16 protein-coding genes are annotated in these 16,681 nt (G+C 50.2%); 3 read left to right on the plus strand and 13 right to left on the minus strand.

Going from position 1 to position 16,681, the window contains the following annotated elements:
• Positions 1–20: 20 nt before the first annotated feature.
• The 3 genes from AC0MA3_RS10340 to AC0MA3_RS10350 all read right to left on the minus strand — a co-directional run bounded on the left by AC0MA3_RS10340 (position 21) and on the right by AC0MA3_RS10350 (position 3,115).
• Positions 21–797, minus strand: a complete 777-nt coding sequence (locus AC0MA3_RS10340; RefSeq protein WP_474656096.1) for a CpaB family protein — start codon at positions 795–797, stop codon at positions 21–23.
• 245 nt (positions 798–1,042) lie between these two features.
• On the minus strand, positions 1,043–1,939 hold the full coding sequence (purU, locus tag AC0MA3_RS10345; protein WP_379155015.1) for a formyltetrahydrofolate deformylase: 897 nt from the start codon (positions 1,937–1,939) through the stop codon (positions 1,043–1,045).
• 48 nt (positions 1,940–1,987) lie between these two features.
• Positions 1,988–3,115: a deoxyribonuclease IV gene (locus tag AC0MA3_RS10350; protein WP_474656097.1), complete on the minus strand. Its 1,128-nt coding sequence runs from the start codon at positions 3,113–3,115 to the stop codon at positions 1,988–1,990.
• Positions 3,116–3,286: 171 nt separating this feature from the next.
• On the opposite strand from AC0MA3_RS10350, the gene AC0MA3_RS10355 reads away from it, so the two are divergent.
• Both AC0MA3_RS10355 and AC0MA3_RS10360 read left to right on the plus strand, forming a co-directional pair.
• Positions 3,287–3,751: a DUF2621 domain-containing protein gene (locus AC0MA3_RS10355; protein ID WP_379155877.1), complete on the plus strand. Its 465-nt coding sequence runs from the start codon at positions 3,287–3,289 to the stop codon at positions 3,749–3,751.
• 16 nt (positions 3,752–3,767) lie between these two features.
• A complete protein-coding gene (locus AC0MA3_RS10360; RefSeq protein WP_474656098.1) occupies positions 3,768–4,673 on the plus strand; it encodes a TIGR01777 family oxidoreductase in 906 nt (301 codons plus the stop codon).
• A gap of 15 nt (positions 4,674–4,688) precedes the next feature.
• Here AC0MA3_RS10360 and AC0MA3_RS10365 read toward each other — a convergent pair whose 3' ends face one another.
• From AC0MA3_RS10365 to AC0MA3_RS10410, 10 genes are all read right to left on the minus strand, one after another.
• Positions 4,689–6,359 carry a DUF6382 domain-containing protein gene (locus tag AC0MA3_RS10365; RefSeq protein WP_474656099.1) on the minus strand — a complete coding sequence of 557 codons (1,671 nt, stop codon included), beginning with the start codon at positions 6,357–6,359 and terminating at the stop codon, positions 4,689–4,691.
• A gap of 17 nt (positions 6,360–6,376) precedes the next feature.
• Positions 6,377–6,886 carry an A24 family peptidase gene (locus AC0MA3_RS10370; RefSeq protein WP_474656100.1) on the minus strand — a complete coding sequence of 170 codons (510 nt, stop codon included), beginning with the start codon at positions 6,884–6,886 and terminating at the stop codon, positions 6,377–6,379.
• A complete protein-coding gene (locus tag AC0MA3_RS10375) occupies positions 6,886–7,902 on the minus strand; it encodes a pilus assembly protein (protein WP_474656101.1) in 1,017 nt (338 codons plus the stop codon). The genes AC0MA3_RS10370 and AC0MA3_RS10375 overlap by 1 nt, the downstream gene beginning before the upstream one ends.
• Before the next feature lie 16 nt (positions 7,903–7,918).
• Complete coding sequence (locus tag AC0MA3_RS10380) at positions 7,919–10,141, minus strand: hypothetical protein (RefSeq protein ID WP_474656102.1); 2,223 nt, start codon at positions 10,139–10,141, stop codon at positions 7,919–7,921.
• An 84-nt stretch (positions 10,142–10,225) separates the two neighbouring features.
• Positions 10,226–10,888, minus strand: a complete 663-nt coding sequence (locus AC0MA3_RS10385) for a TadE/TadG family type IV pilus assembly protein (protein WP_474656103.1) — start codon at positions 10,886–10,888, stop codon at positions 10,226–10,228.
• A complete protein-coding gene (locus tag AC0MA3_RS10390) occupies positions 10,885–11,076 on the minus strand; it encodes a Flp1 family type IVb pilin (RefSeq protein ID WP_474656104.1) in 192 nt (63 codons plus the stop codon). The genes AC0MA3_RS10385 and AC0MA3_RS10390 overlap by 4 nt, the downstream gene beginning before the upstream one ends.
• Positions 11,077–11,089: 13 nt before the next feature.
• On the minus strand, positions 11,090–11,962 hold the full coding sequence (locus AC0MA3_RS10395) for a type II secretion system F family protein (RefSeq protein ID WP_474656105.1): 873 nt from the start codon (positions 11,960–11,962) through the stop codon (positions 11,090–11,092).
• Between the two features lie 14 nt (positions 11,963–11,976).
• Positions 11,977–12,774 carry a type II secretion system F family protein gene (locus AC0MA3_RS10400; protein ID WP_474656106.1) on the minus strand — a complete coding sequence of 266 codons (798 nt, stop codon included), beginning with the start codon at positions 12,772–12,774 and terminating at the stop codon, positions 11,977–11,979.
• The gene (locus AC0MA3_RS10405; RefSeq protein WP_474656107.1) at positions 12,771–14,003 is read right to left on the minus strand and encodes a CpaF family protein; all 1,233 of its coding nucleotides are present in this window, start codon (positions 14,001–14,003) and stop codon (positions 12,771–12,773) included. Before AC0MA3_RS10405 ends, AC0MA3_RS10400 begins: the two co-directional genes overlap by 4 nt.
• Positions 13,996–15,165 carry a CpaE/TadZ family protein gene (locus AC0MA3_RS10410; protein ID WP_474656108.1) on the minus strand — a complete coding sequence of 390 codons (1,170 nt, stop codon included), beginning with the start codon at positions 15,163–15,165 and terminating at the stop codon, positions 13,996–13,998. Before AC0MA3_RS10410 ends, AC0MA3_RS10405 begins: the two co-directional genes overlap by 8 nt.
• 274 nt (positions 15,166–15,439) lie before the next feature.
• Between AC0MA3_RS10410 and AC0MA3_RS10415 the strand changes: the two genes are divergently transcribed.
• Entirely contained in the window at positions 15,440–16,630 is a 1,191-nt protein-coding gene (locus AC0MA3_RS10415; protein WP_474656109.1) for a copper amine oxidase N-terminal domain-containing protein, read from the plus strand.
• Positions 16,631–16,681: the final 51 nt, after the last annotated feature.

Here is a 16,681-nt window from a genome sequence, read left to right on the forward strand (position 1 = left end):
TTCATCCTCCTCCTTCCTTCTTACTCAACGCGCACAATCCACAGCTTTTTACCTTGCTCCAAATATTGCCCAAGCCGTTCACCGTCACTTTTTTTCAGCTTTAGTTCAGGTGTTGCCACTTTGCCGGTCGAGGTGAAGCGGTTGTTCGTGTTGCCGTTATCGGAATCCTGGACATCGTTGTTGTCCTCAGTTCTCACATAATTAACAGTCACACCGGTGAGAAACACCCTGCGCGGGGGTACGGAAGGCTCTGAGTCTTTGTCTCCTATCCCCGTTGTTGAACCAGCTGTTCCTGAGATTTCACTACTCGCAGCTGTTGATTCGTAGCCGCTTCGCCGGGCGGGGTTCGCCGTGTCCCCTTCGACCAGATAAATATCCACCTTGTCTCTGCTGCGCAGTGAACCGTTAATCGCATAGATCGCTTCCTTGGGAATCGGAAAAATCCCCTCGTCCTGCTGCGGCTCCAGATCACTGACATCCACAAGAGATGCCGTCAGAATACTTCCGTTCGTCAGATTCACATTAGTAATCTTGTGCTCCACCTGGCTGATATCCGTGATTACCCCTGAAGGAATGTCCTTGGTCTGGACAGAATCCAGATAAAGATCGCCTGGCTTAAGTTCATAATTTTTCGGCAAAAAGCTGTCTTGAGCCACTTTGATCTTCACTACAGTCTGCGACAGGACGTATGGCTTGAAGTAAAGATCGTAGCCAAGCAGACCACCGAAGCCAATAACCAAAATGAGAATAGCCAACAAATAATTGCGTCTTAACAAATGTCCCCGTTGTGAAGCCATACTTCTTACCCCCTTATTAATGCAATAGTGAACATGACAAAATACACTTTGGCATAGTGCGCCAAAATGTCGGTAAAATGCTTTTTCACCTGTGATAGTTGAGAAAAGTATTAGATTATCAATGTGGGGTTTCTAAGCTTGAGGTTAACTGCGGGAGTGAGTTCCCGGCCGGAGAAGGAATCCGGTGAACCGCAGACATTGCCCATATGCAGGCAAGGCTGCTGATATTCACCGGAGTAAAGCCATTAATTAAATACTACTGTCTTATTATGGTGGACAAGGATTCTGTCTTCGATATGCCATTTGACCGCCCGGGCCAGAACAACCCGCTCAATGGTGCGTCCGATACGTTTCAGTTCATTCACGTCATCACTATGGCTGACCCGCTGCACGTCCTGCTCAATAATCGGACCACCGTCCAGCTCTTCAGTAACATAGTGGGCGGTTGCGCCGATGATTTTGACCCCACGCTGATAGGCCTGTGCATAGGGCTTGCCCCCAACGAATGCAGGAAGGAACGAATGATGAATATTAATGATCCGGTGGCGGTAATGTTCTATGAACGACGGTGAGATAATCTGCATGTAACGCGCCAAAATAATCACGTCAATATCATCCCCGATGACCTCAAGCTGGCGTTGCTCCGCTTCCGCTTTGGTGTCTGCTGTGACCGGAATATGATGAAATGGGATGCCGAAGGATTCCACATAGGCCTGCATATCCGTGTGGTTGCTGACAACCAGTGCGATATCTGCATCGAGATCCCCTGCCTGCCACTGCCAGAGCAATTCCACCAGACAATGGTCCTCTTTGGACACAAAGATAGCCAGCCGCTTCTTGTGGCTAACACTAAAAATTTGCCAGTCCATCTTGAACCGTTCAGCAACCCCGCCGAAGATGGAACGCACCTCATCAATCCGCTCATCCAGCTTGGGCAGATCAAACTCCACTCTCATAAAAAACATTCCGCCATCCGGGTCCATGGTGTATTGATCCGATTGAACAATGTTTGCGCCATGCTGGTACAGAAAATGCGATACTGCGGCTACAATTCCCGGACCATCCGGACAGGAGATGAGCATGCGTGCCCGGTCCGGGTATTGTCCGCTTGACGAATGATCTCTTTTCACATGCAACTCCATAATTCTCTTTCCATCCTCTCATCTACGTTGCGTAATCTATAGGTTGACTTAAGCATTCACTAAGAGTTGCTTGCCTGCAAGCCAGGCAATAAGCCTCTGATTGATGGCTTCCTCGCTTAGCTGTGAAAATAACTGGGCCTCGGCAACCGTATCGTACAGACGTTCCAGCGGCTCACGCGGATCAGCCTTTTTGGCTTTGGCATCGTTCTTCAGCAATTCCCATACATTCAGCACATACTGGCGGGGATCAAGCTCCTGTTTGGCAAAAAAAGCTTGCAGCTGCTCAACCTCATTCAGAAACTCTGCTCCAAACCGTTCAGCTACATTCCCGCGCAGCAAGGCAATTTCCACTTCATACATTGGACGTAGTGTCTTCGGATCTTTTCCGATCCAAGGCGTCTCCAGAATGAATGGCAGACCTGCAAGAGCTTCGTGATGAACTACCTTGTTGATAGTCTCAAAGCCTATATATCCTGAGCCAATAGGAGTATGGCGGTCTTTGCCTGCCCCGCGCGGATTTTTACTGTCGTTAATATGGATGACACCCAGCCGATTCAGGCCAATGATCCGGTCAAATTGCTGAAGCACACCATCCAGGTCGCCGACAATATCGTATCCGGCATCATGAATGTGACAGGTATCCAGACAGATGGACAGCCGCTCGTTATGTGTGACTTTGTCGATAATCGAGGCGATTTCCTCGAAGCTGCGGCCCACCTCTGTTCCTTTACCGGCCATCGTTTCGAGTGCAATATGCACTTCCGTCTCGTTAGTACCGCCAAGCACCTCATTCAGGCCATCAGCAATCCGCTGCACGCCATATTCAGCATCCTTGTCTGTGTATGCTCCCGGATGGAGTACAATATGTTTCACCTCAAGCGCATGGGTACGGCGGATTTCCTCCTGCAGAAAATCAACAGCCAATTGAAACGTGCTTTCCTTATAGGAACCCAAGTTGATGATATAGGGGGCATGGACTACAATTTCTTCCACACCGTTCTCCTTCATCGCCAGCTTGCCCTCAGAGGGATACATCGATTCAATCGGTTTGCGGCGCGTGTTCTGCGGCGCACCTGTATATATCATAAATGAGGTCGATCCGTACTCATTGGCTTCATTGGCCGCACTCAGGAGACCCTTGTCCGCACAGGACACATGTGAACCTATTTTCAGCATGCTTTTTTCCCTCTTTCCTTCACGAATTAACCCTTATTCTACCGTGATCGGGAAAATAAATCTAGGCAAGCTCCATGTGTCTGCTTCCGCTTCGCAAAACTATGGAAATACGCTATACTTTAAATGAGAATGAAGTTTGTGACAATCATCATTGTCAAAGGCGGTGTAATCATGTCATTTAAATCAGGCTTAAGCTTGTTATCCGCAGCACCAAGCAATTGGTTTATGAACTCCATCGCATTTTGGACTTTTTTGCTGCTGGGCTGCATGTGCATCGGCGGCTATTTCATGTTCCGCAAATTCCTCAAAGTATTGCCCAAAGCCGATGGCAAATCTAAGCTGGACTGGCAAAATTATTGGGTCGAGCGCAGCCGTCCTCTGTGGAGCGACGAAATGAAGGCTTTCCTGGATCAGCTTGTCCAGCCTGTGCCGGGTCCCTTCCGCGATATCGCCAAGCACTCCATAGCTGCCGAGATCGGCAGGATCGCTGTGGAGAGTCAGGCGCCGGAAGTCACACGCGAGCATTGTATCAGAGGTTATATAGTAGCTACACCACGGCGCGACAACCGTTTTCTCATCAGCTTCCTTGAAAAGAACGGCATTGACTACTCTCCTTACCAGCATCTGATCAAGTAATTGAAGGAGCGATTGTATGAAATACGTAATCTGCGGCGGCAGCGGATTTATCGGACGCGAGCTTACTGAATACTGGCTGCAGGCCGGGCATCAGATCATCGTTGTCGGCCGCAAAAAGCCTGAATCCCAAACCGCTGCCCATCCAAGCCTTAGCTTCCTCACCTGGAACAATCTGACCTCAAATCCTGAGCTAGCTGAAGGTGCAGATGCTCTAGTCAATCTTGCCGGTTCCTCGCTCAGTCAGCGCTGGAGTCCAAGCGGCAAGAAGGCCATTATGCAGTCACGTCTTGAAACCGTTTCAGCGGTAGCCAAACTGTTGAATGCTCTGCAAAATAAGCCTGCGGTGGTTATCCAATCTTCAGCAGTAGCTATCTATGGCACATCACTGCAGGATACGTATGACGAGAACTCACCAGCCCATGTCATGGACTTTCCGTCCGAGGTTGTTAAGGCTTGGGAAGCGGCTGCGGACGAAGCTTATAAGAACGTAAGAGTGGTAAAGCTGCGCACAGGAGTAGTGCTGGGCAACGAAAGCGGCGCTTTCCCCAAAATGAAGCTGCCCTACATGCTCGGCTTCGGCGGTAAAATCGGCAGTGGACAGCAGTGGCTATCCTGGATTGATCTCACAGATATTGTCCGGTTGATCGATTTCTGCGTTCAAACTCCCGGAATTGAAGGTCCTGTTAATGCCACTACCCCGCACCCTGTTACCAATGAGGCTTTTGGCAAAATGATCGGCAAGGTTTACCATCGTCCGCACTGGTTCCCCATCCCGGCATTTCTGCTGAAGACTGCCGTCGGCGAGCTGTCGGAAATCTTACTGGAAGGGCAGAAGGTACTCCCTACCAAAGCCTTGGAACACGGATTTGTTTTTACTTACCCTGCCTTGCAATCTTCATTGGAACATCTGAAATCGGAATAAACGTCTGCTCCCCTCTCAAGCGGACCGGAAGGTGTAGCAACCTTTAACTATGGTAAACATTGCTCCCTCAGTCAGCGGATACTCCTTGTAGGGAATCATGGCCTCTCCTTGAAACATTGTTCCGTTTCTGGAATCCAGATCCTTCAGGATATACCCTCCTGCGCTCTTGGAAATCTCTGCATGCACTCTCGAGACCCCCTCGGATTTCTCTACATATTGGGCTACATCAGGGGACCGGCCAATAAGAAAGCTGGGACGGTTCAGTTCGATTTTCTCAGGAATTCCGCCTGCATTTTCCTGAATTCTTTCAAGATAGGGCGCTCCCCGCAGCCTTCCTTCCTGCTCCTGTTCCTTTTTAGAGGGATGCTCATGCTGCAGCAGTGCTGTAGCTTCTACAAACATTGCAGGCTTTGGAATAGGTGGTTGGATTAGACTACGTTCCGGCAATTCGGCTTTCATCACTGTATTTTGAAGGTCAGTGTGGGTAGCCGTATCCATATTCCGTGCCGGCAAGGGTACCCCTGGAGCAGCGGATCCATTGGGAGGAACTACAGTACTTCGGCCAAAATCCCATTCCAACTCTTTTGAATTCCTCCAGCCCTTAGCCGTAATTTCGCTCTCTACCCCTTCTTCTTCCTTCGAACCACCCAAAATCAGTCTTCTACTCCACACCAGCCAGCAGAATATACCTAATAGGAGTGTCATTAGTACACAGATGGCCATCCAAAGCGGTTTGGGATGATTCAAATATAGAAACTTCCACAGTACCGCATCAGCCAAAACACCGCCCAGCATCGCATAGGTTCTGTAGGCAGAGGAATCAGAAGCTGTATTGCTCTCAAGATCCCTATCATCCGGCTGCAACTGCAGCTGTTCCTCTTTGAGCTTAAGCCGCGGATAACCGCTCAGCCCTGAAGCCGGCTTGGGGGATTCTGCAGCCACATTTCCGAAGCTCAGATCCGGCCTGCGCAACTCAGCACCAACGGGAGCAATGCCATACACCGCGCCGCTTCTTCCCTGTATACTCCGTTCTGCAGCAGATACATGCACATCAGGCACACGGGTATTTGATGTGGGTCTGGCAGTATCCGTATGCCATTGTGTCCCTTCACCTTCTGTCAACAGCTCAGCCAGCAACTCCTTTAGTCCCCCCGGAGTGAAACCCTCTTCCCCACAATATTGCAGCAGCCTCTGAACCCCGTCACCAGACAGCTCTCTAACAGACGCCATAAGCGCCATAATCAATGTTTTTAGCGCACTCCCTGTATTTACCGAAACGTCTGCCGATTGGATAGGTAGGTAAGTGAGGTATACTTTGCCGCCTTGCAGCGGACCATCGATAAAAATATAGTCCTCATGCAGCGCATACTGCTCTGCCTGCAGCATGTACAGTCGCCCTTCCTCCATCCCTGAAGCAATCTGCAGCAGCAGTCCAAAAAAATCAGTCATGCCGAGCTTCTCACCCTTCAGTAGATGACTGAGCATTTTCCTGCGGGACAGCGAATATTCCAACGTTACCTCCAAATCTATTTCCCTGAGCTGCAGCCGCAGATGTTGGGGAATTCCGGAATTCATCAGCATCTGGGCCTGAACCATGTTGAGCTCAACCGGCTTCAGACCTCCGGGCTTGCTGAGCAGCATCGAGATGCCATCCTGCTGTACAAAATCACGGCTTAATCCAAACAATACCCCTCACCTCTTCATTATAAGTACAAATAAGCGCAGATGAAGCCTGGCATAACCGCCAGCATAAAAGGGAATTTCAACGCTTCCTTGCTGCCTATCTTCAATATCCGGGAATCCCGGAGCATGAGAAACCCGGCACTTCTGCTGATCATTCCCCTTACACGGCTCCCCGTTTCTCGCCTGGCGAGGACGATGATCCAACCAATCACTGCGCCGAACAGAACAGAATATACAGTGACCTGCAGCGTAAATAATATTCCAGTCCAGGCACCAATCCCTGCAAAAAGCTTTACGTCCCCGGCACCAACTGCCCCCAAGAGATGCATGATCAGCAGCAGTAACAACCCTGTACCTGCACCGCATATAGACATTAGAATTCCGTGACGTCCGGCAATCACCCCTTGTGCAATCAATCCGGCAATCAGCAGCGGAAGCGTAATCCAGTTCGGTATTCTCATGAAACGGATATCCATAAGGAGTGCTACTGTCAGGAATGGCAGGCAGCCCCAGAATGCCCATACCGTCATTATCCTTTCCCTTCTTCCACTTGATTTCTTTTCACCACAGTAAAAGTCGCCTCCAGAGAGGTTCCATCCTCCAGTTGAATAACAAAAGGCCAGGTTCCCGGTGTTGTGTTAACCCCGATTTTCCATTCCCACTCGAGATATCCGTTCTCATCCGCCTGCTTCGACCCCAGATATTTAGCGGTACTCTGGCCGCTTTTATAGAAGATAGACAAGCTCGCAGAAGCATTTGGCGGAATCTTGACCCGAATCATGCCCTGGTGATTCGCTATTCCAGGATTGGGTTTCTCCAGAATCACAATGTTACTATGCTCTTCTTCACCTTCTGCGCTGCCTTCATTCCCTACCGCATCTACATTCCCTATCCACAACCGTTCCACCGCACTGGCCTCAAGCACAATGCGCTGATTCAGAAAAGGAACCTTCATCGGCAGCGCATAGCTCATAACGAGTCCAAAGTATGGCTTCTCCCCCGTCTTCAGGTCCGGAACAATCACATTCGAAACATGTATGCGGTCATAATCCAGCCAGTCCGTTGAAAGATAAGGCTTTATTACAGGTTTGAGCGCCAGATCTAGCGCTGCTTCAGATGCCTCTGCCTGCAATTCCTGCAAAGGTTCCTCGCCCCGCTTCACGGCCGTGCTGACCCAATCCGCTATGGGCTGCGGCAGATCAGCCACATAGCTATCACTCCATTCTTCAAGTGAGAGCCGTGGGACGCTCCATTTATCCGGTGATGCGGCATCACCCGGAACCTCTCCTGATTCATCAGACCCGCTGACAGTATCTCCTTTCTCCCCCCATTTCTGCGCTGCCAATGCAGCAGGGTACATATGAGTCGAGATTACCTTAACTGTATCTGAAGCCGTGCTCTGCAGAGCCGTCGAATATAAGGTCATTTGCACGATGAAGATCAGGAACAGAACAAAGAGCAGAAACATAGGCAGGACCATTGCGGCTTCAACTACCATACTGCCTTCAGTTCCCGGATTTTCTTGTCTCCGATTCCTATATCCCACCTGGTTCAACCTCCCGCTAGTAAGAAAAATCAGCCTGCACATTCCGGAAATATAATTTGCCCTTCACTTCACCGGAAAGACCTGCGCTATAGTCCAGCAGCTTCACCACTCCCGGCAAAAACCATAACGGCATAGCCATTTTGATATTTGCTGCTGTGTATGTGAATTTCTCATCCGGATTACTTCCGGTATTCAGCCGGATTAAGGCGAGCATACGCGACAATTGAACATCACCGCCTCCATGCAGTACCAGAAACAAACGCAGGTAGTCCCGGTAGCTCAGTTTGACGGGTATGTACTTGGACAATGGAATTTCACCATTCGTGCATAACATCAGCATATCCTGTACAGCCTGCTCAACTCCGTACAGAAGTGCTGAAGCCAATATAAGCAAGGGATTGGCAAGTCCAGCGCATTCTGTGAATCCTTCCATAGTACGTATAGCCAGCCGTACTGCAAAAATCTCTCCGTAAGCCGCCGCTATATTCCCCGCAGGATTATAAAATCCATACAGAATATACTCTAGCTCCTGGGCATTTGGATCAAGCTGATCCGCCAGCATACCAGCGCTTTCATCTATAGAGCTTGAAGCCAGACCAGCCAGCCGGGAAATATCAAAGGGAGGAAAATACAGCGCTGAATACTCTGTCTGAAACAGTCTGTCCCTGGCCCCTTCCATCATATTGCCCATTGCACTGTAGAGACTGTCCACTTTGACCATCGCGGTGCTCCCGGCAGTATAGGGATTCTGATCGGACATTCCTGTCTCTGTTCCCTGGTCAGCTCCCGAGTTGAAAGCAATATTATCCTTGTAATACTCATGCAGGCTCTGATACCGCTTCATAGCTTCGCCAGCACTCGCGCCAAGCCCGCGGATCTGGTCCAGCAGCTTCATCGCATCGCTAAGCTTGCCTTTCGCTTCCTGCTCTATCTGCTTGCGCTGAGCATCATAGGTGCGATGGGCTTCAATTTGAGCACTTTCACCAGCAATGAGCGTCCCCGCGTTTCCATAATTGCTTATATAATTGCTTACCGCTTCTGAAGCGTTGAGAATACTGGCGTTCATACTGGAAATATCAGCATTCAGTCCAGAAGCTGAGCTCAAGCTGCCTGGTATAAGGGCCGCCTTCTCTACCACAGTCTGCGAAGCCGCCCGCTGTGCCGACAAGCTGTTATCCATCGTGCTGATCTCACTTGCCTTGAGGATAAGCGAATCCTCCTGCTCCCGCAGCTTTTTAATAGGATCTGCACTTAATTCAGCAGAAGTGTTCGGGATATCCCAATCACGTGCTGAGTCCTGAGCAGAATCCGGCCCACTGTTCCGGGACTGCTCAAGCAGGCTATTCATTTCACCATTCAGAGTTTTCACATTATCCAGTGCGGCTTCCGCTTCCTCTAAATAACGTACCTGTTTCTCCTGATAAGCAGCCTGTGTACCGGAAAAGCGGGCAAGCAGTTGACTGGATTGCTGTAGATATGACGCCAAAAGCCCCTGGTATCGTGCAGGCTTCTTCTCTTCACGATACAAATCGGCATTATATTTATCTACATAGTCTCCGTACATAGCTGGAATATCTGCTGCAGTGCCAATGTTGCCTATGGGAGCAGACAAGATACTTCCACCAGGCGGATTCATGATAAGCTCCTGTAGTGCTTGTCCACTCTCCCCTGCCTGCTTCCGCAATTTCATCATCTGATCCAATGCTTCCTCACGCTCATCGTACAACGGCTGCAGCTTGCCGAGTACTTTGGTTGTCCGTGAAGCTTCGCCCATGGCCGTCGACATGGGCTTGAACTTGCCGGCCAGCTCCAGGGCAAAATCAATCGGTGCCTTGTATTTCATCTCTTCCACAATCTGACGGCGGAAGATGTCATAGCTTCCAAGCGGACGGCTCCAGCTCAAGGAGGAGGAATCCAGACCCAAAGGCAGCAGATTAAAAGAATCGCCCCGTCCGCTCTCATACAGATTATCATTCAGCACACTGGCCAAAAGCTGATCACCATCATTGCCGCCATAGGCAAACAATCCGTACTTATCTTTCAGTTCGATATCATAAGAAGACATGACTGAGCGGACCGCAGCCCTGGCCAAACGCTCTTCCTGCACATTTACAGCGGCAATGCGCGCATAGTCGATCAGTACCGCGGTAAACAGAAAGACAAATGCCAGCACCATAATTAAAAAGATAGAGACTGAACCTTCAGATTTCCTGAACATACGCCCTACGACCTTCTTCAATCCATCTTCTCCTCCTTCCTTGCCGCTGTTGCTGCTCCCAGCCATTGATAATGGATCCCTGTATTTCAATACGGATCCTCGTGTTCAATGCAGCTTGTTCAGCATGACGGCAGCATTTTTCCTATCCATGCCTGTCCCTGACTTAGCGTTTTCCGTATTACCCTTAAATTTGGCCCCATAGTAACGCATAAGATCAATGGTCCGAATGAACTCTACAGGTTCGGCAACCACGGAACGGGCCTGCACCACCGGCACTGCCTTATCTGACAGAATCTCATCCAGCACAGGCAAATTCAGCATCCGCTTCAGCTCTGCGCTGACTTTACGCCCCGTAAGGCTATAAGCATAGTTCATCTCTCCTGGCATATTTTCCGGAATCATAGCAGATGCATGCGTTAGCTTGACCACAGGCAGTGCACCCTCTTCCCCGGCTGCAGGCAGCGTAATCGATGCTCCACCATTTGGTGCATCGATACCGAACAAAGAGGAGAGCAGATCATCGTCTCCAATGCGCCAATAGAGAGAGTCGTATTCGCCAATAGCGTAAGAACCTTTGGTTTCTTTGCGGCTGTTATCCCAATTGTAGGCGGCACGTTCCGTAGCGGCTGAAGCTACCTGCAGCAGCATCGACTTCTGATAGCTGTACAAGCAGAAGAACAGCAGCAGCATAGTGATGCACATAATGATCGGCAACAGTAGAGAGGCTTCAATCGTAAAGCTGCCCTCGTCTTTCCGGAGTGTGCTCACTCGAAAACTTCCTGGCTCTTTTCACCGGCTGTTTTAATCAAAGCTTCAACTACGTCCTGTATTTTGTCCTTAAAAAGAAGCACTACCGCAATCAACACAGCGATGATCATAATCATCTCCAATGTACCCAACCCTTCCTCATCCTTCCAAAAGCTCTTTGCAGCCTCCACCATCATTGAACTCATCATCAGCTTCCTCCTTTTACATTTTGAGCATCATGAACGCCGGTGTTCCCACCAGCACAATAACAATCAGAAAGATAACCACCATTGGAAAAACCAGTTTCGAGGAAGCCTGCTCCCCACGTGTCCGGCTGATAGATTTCCGTTTCTCCCAGAGTATCCGCGAAAGATCACGCAGCGACAGGACAAAATCCGCTCCGCCCCTGCGGTAATTAAGCAGTACCGTGGTAGTGAATAACGAGACTTCCTGCACCGCACAGCGTTTACTGAAATTCTCAAAAGCCTGCTGAAACGAATAGCCACTGTCCCACTCATCAGTCATTTTGTATAACTCCTTATAGAGCGGGTGTGTCATATCTCCTCTGCGGCTTTCCACACAACGGATGATTGCCCGCTGCACCGTCTCTCCTGCACCCACCAGAAGCACAATGCTGTTCAGCAGTTCCGGAAGCTCAAGCATGATATTCTGTTCCCGGAGCCGAACCTTCTTATGCAGGTCACTAACCTGGGCAACCGGTAATATAACCGCCAGTACCCCACCTAGTGCCACTCCGGTTGTCTCCCCGCTAAATAGCGTATACGCACATCCAGCTGTCAGGAACAGCCAACTATAAGTGATCATCTCTCCCATAAAAAGCAGTGTGCGCTCCGCGCTGTAACGGTTTCCGTAGGTCCGCTGAAGTGAACGTTGCATCCGGAACATGACAGTTGGAGCATGGCTTCCAAGCTTCCATCTGTCGATCAGCCAAAGGAACGGTTCACCAAGCCGCCGCAACCGCAGCCCTTCCATGGGAATGGCACGTAATCCCGCGTAGCGGTTGCCGCATTTCAGGCGGAGCAGGCCCCATCCGAGTGTCAATAACAGCATGATGGCTCCGCTTAGCCAAATCATTTATTTCACCTCCTTTACAGGGGAATATTCATGATTCTGGATGTCCACAGATAACATAAGAACAGCACCCCGAGAGCTAGCGTAGAAATAGCTATCCCTGCACCTGTATACATAGGCTCCATATAATCACCTGCTGTAAGACTCATGAAAATCACCATAATGAGCGGCGAAACCAATAGGGCCTTGGCCTCAAATTTCTTCTGGGCGATACTGACGGCAATATCCTGCTGAATATCCAGCTTCTCGCCGATGATGGTTGAAGTACGCCTCACGATCTCTACCAGGTCACCCCCAGTACGCTTACAGACAGAGAATACATCCGCGAACCGCTCAACATCTTCCATGCCGGCCCGTTTGCTAAAGTCATTCAACGCCTCTTCTACCGGCTGCCCGTACTCCATGCGTGTACAGATGATGTTGAGCTCAAAGATCATATCGCCGCCCCCTTCCGGGTCAAGCATGAGCAGGTCCTGCACTGCTTCACGAAATGCATTCTCAACCGAGCGGCCGGCGGACAGGGAAGAAGAAAGCGAGAACAGCATTTGCTTAAATTGCAGATTGAGTGCAGCACGGCGCCGCCGGTGCAGATAGTCACGCAGCAGCCGTGGAGCATATGCCCCACCTGGCACCAGCAGCAGTGACAGCAGCACATGGTGATAAAATAGATATCCGGTTGCCCATAGCAGCGTTCCGCCAGCCAGCATCGATGTGACTTTTTGCAATGAGGTTAATAGGTACAGCGTATAATCAGGAAGCTGTGTCTCCGCTCTGGTATCACGCTGTCTATTCGGTTTTTGTTTCAATGAGATCAAAGTGCTTTCTCCTTCTTGTAGATTCCAGCCATTCTGAGCTTGGCGGTATGCAGCATGGGATTCCCACTGGGAATCAGGCCCCCTTGTACCCGCCCGTTCTTCTCCCCTGTTTCACGGAATTCATATAGCGGACGCAGTACCACCTCGCCTTCCTGGACCCCGGTAACCTCACATATTTCCATCACCCGGCGTGATCGGTCACGCAGACGCGATAGATGCACGAAGATATCAATTGCGGAGCCAATCTGCTGCCGGACAACCGACACCGGCAAATCGGCTGCACTAAGTACCATCGTTTCCAGACGGCTGAGCATATCTTGCGCACTGTTGGAGTGCCCAGTACTGAGTGAGCCATCATGGCCTGTATTCATCGCCTGCAGCATATCGAGGCATTCTGCTCCCCGGACCTCGCCGACTACAATACGGTTAGGCCGCATCCGCAGCGAGGAGCGAATGAGATCACGGATGGTGATCTCGCCGCGTCCCTCCGTATTGGCGTTTCTCGTCTCCAGTGAGACGAGATTCGGCACGGTCACGATCTGCAGCTCCGCTGAATCCTCTATAGTGATCACGCGTTCCTGCGGCGGAATGAATTGTGACAAAGCATTCAGAAAAGTAGTTTTACCCGACCCTGTGCCGCCGCTGATAAAAATATTGTATTTGGCCACCACAAGCATCTGCAGCATTTCCGCTGCTTCCGCGCTTATGGCTTCCCGGCGGATCAGCTCGTTCATTGTCATCGGAGTTTCGGGAAACTTACGGATGGTCATCGCCGGTCCCTTGAGAGCTACCGGCGGCAGAACGATATTGACACGGGAACCATCCTTCAGCCGCGCATCAACAATTGGTGAGGAATCATTAACCACCCGGTTCACACCCGATACCACAGACTGGATAATATCCTCGAGCCGGCTTCTGGACTCAAAAGCCAGTGGCAGGCGCCGGATCTGCCCCTCCTCCTCAACAAAGATTTCATCATGACTGTTAATCATGATCTCGGTGATAGCCGGATTATCCACCAGCGGCTGCAGTACATCCAGCCCCCGGAAGGAATCAAACAGCTTCTTGACCAGGGCATGTTTCTCTTGTGCCGTCAAATACCGCAGGCTATCCCGCGCAAGAACCGTCCGCTCTATATAAGCGGTAAGCTCACGGTTGCCTACAGCAGAAGTCAGATCCAGTCCGGAACGAATCTCACTGCGCAGCGACCTGAACATTTCCTCATTCATATACATTCCCGGTAAAGACATGAGGCAGTGCCGGTTCAATGACTCCTGAGCATAGCTGCTGCACACCCGTCATGAATTGCGGGGAATTGAGACACAGCTCCCCATGGTGCTGCATACTCCAGGATGGAATATAAGGAAGCACAGTATCCATCTGTATCCCTTCAGGAAGAATCCCTGCGTTATGCGCATCAGCTGCAAGGTTCATGACAAACCTGCTTTTGGCAGCAACCTCCTGCAGAATTCCAGCGTGTGGATTACTGCAGTGCTTCAGCCACCCCGCAGTCTTATGCTGACTGGTCTTAGATCCCGTCACTACCCAGAGCAGAAGTCCGCATCTGTGGAGGACTGCCTGGGTTTGCTCCTCTTCAAGGGCTCCCGTATCAACAATGACAACATCATAGCGCCCTGACCCGGACAGCTGTTCCAGCACATCCAGCGTATCCTTGCGTGTCATTTGCAGCTTTTCCTTAAGATTCTCCACAGGTCTGAAGGCTTCACTCCTTAGACTCTCGTGCCGGATTACGTACCTTTCAAGCTCCAGCTCTGCCTTTACTTGACCTCCTTCCCCTTCATTCGACTTCAGTTCGTAGAGCAGCCGCTCCAGACCGGGGGCATTTCCATCCGGCATACGCAGATACAATCCGCTGCTATCCACACTCTCCAGATTCAGATAAAAAACAGACAATCCCAGCCCTCCAAGCTGCTTGGCCAAGTTGAGGGCAAGCGTCGTTTTGCCGCTGCTGCCACTGGCGGAAAGAACTCCAATCAGCAGCGTCTCCTCCTTGGGGATAGATGCCATTCTGCTGCGCTTCACATCACACAACTGGAGAATAGAGTCCAGCAGAGAGGGAAGCGATTGATACTTTGCAATCACCTGTCCGCCCGCCAGATTTCCGGAAGGTTTGCCGCGGACGTCCCCTACATCGCTGAGAACCGCCCACGGAACGGTATTCTTCCCCTCCACCAGCCAGGCCTCGATAAAAGAAGGATCGGCAACCACAGCATCCGGCACCTCCTCTCCGTTCATGTATTCCATAAACGTATCAAACCGGCTGAAAGCGCTGATCCGCAGCATCCCTCCATATTCACTATGGTGAATATAGTGCAGTAATGGCTCAATGTACTGGCTCTCCCGGACTGCGAGCACGATTCTTGCCGCCATACTTCCACTCTCCTTTCTGTATAAAGACGCAAAAAAAGCACCGCCAATAACCGTGGGATACGGTCATTGAACGGTGCTTCCGTTACAATTCCTATAATTTACAGCAATAGTAGCATATATATAAGAGCACAGCAATAGCTTTTTTTCCATTACTCCAAAATCCCATGAACTCCCATATCCAGTACTGGATATTCTCAAGTCCCCCGTCCCTATGTATAATACATAAGCTCATAATTTATCTAACACAAATCATAACAAAGGGGATTACCAACACATGAAGCTCGTACCCGGTTTTCTTGCAGTTCTGGCCTTATCCGGTGCCATCAGCGTATCTGCAGCAGCAGCGGCAGACCAACCTATTATCGTAACCATCGATCAGCAAAAGCTGAATCTAAGCACCAGTGCACCGGTCAAAGACCATGATGCCATCCTCGTTCCCATGCGCCCTATTTTTGCGAAGCTGGGACTCACCCTGGTATGGGATGCTAAGACAAGCACGATTACTGCCTCAAAAGAGGGCCTGACGATCATTCTGCAGCTTGGCAGCAAAAAAGCAAGTGTGAACGGAACGGTGAAGCAACTTACTACTGCACCCAAAATGATCAATAACGTCACCTATATCCCTCTCCGTTTCGTAGGCGAAGCGACAGGCAACAGTGTCACCTGGAACGCCAAAGCCAATACCGTAGAAATCAAAAGCAATCAGAGCAGTGCCGTGACAAAGGGAATCTCGGAGCTTTTTGATAAATACGTCAGCTATTCCAACAAAAATGATTTTGAGGGATTCCTGAGTCTGATTGATCCGAAGTCGCCGCTTGCCGCAGCCGCCCCTGCACTCAAAGAGCAGATGATAGCAACGGATACAACCACAGCGATTGTCTCAATGGATATTATCGATGTTCAGGCGAAGGAAGCGACAGTGGACGTAGTGGAAACAGCCGTTAGAAACAGCGGAGCCTTTACACCTGACAGCACCTCAGAGTACATTTATTCACTCTCCAAAAACACCGGCAGTTCCGACTGGCTCATCAACAATGTGCAGATTAAGGCGATTCAATATTCCCTGCCTGACGGAATCCTTGAAGCCAAAACGTCTGCCCCCGCTGCTGATGAAGATCAGATAAAAGCTGTGCTGCAAGCCAATACAGATTACTCCAACAAAGAAGACCTCAGCGGTATAATGTCTACAATAGACGAATCATCTCCGGCATATGAGCAGAGCGAACAGACCTATAAACAGCTTTTCGCCGCGTATGACTTGGAGTCTGCTGTAGAGTCTTCCAAAATCATTTATTACAATAATAACGAGGCCGCCATCTATGCTGTTCTAACCTCCAAAAAGCTGAAGGGTCCGCAGTTCACCGACTTCCGGGCTGAAACCGTGACAACCCTCAAGAAATCAGCAGATGGCAAATGGAAGCTGGTTGAGACTTACAATCTCAAGATGGAGCCGCTGACCAAGTAGACTAATTTAAAATTTCCTGATATAAAAAAACGCAGCAGACTCCTGCCGGGA

This window comes from Paenibacillus sp. LS-5 (assembly GCF_056121505.1).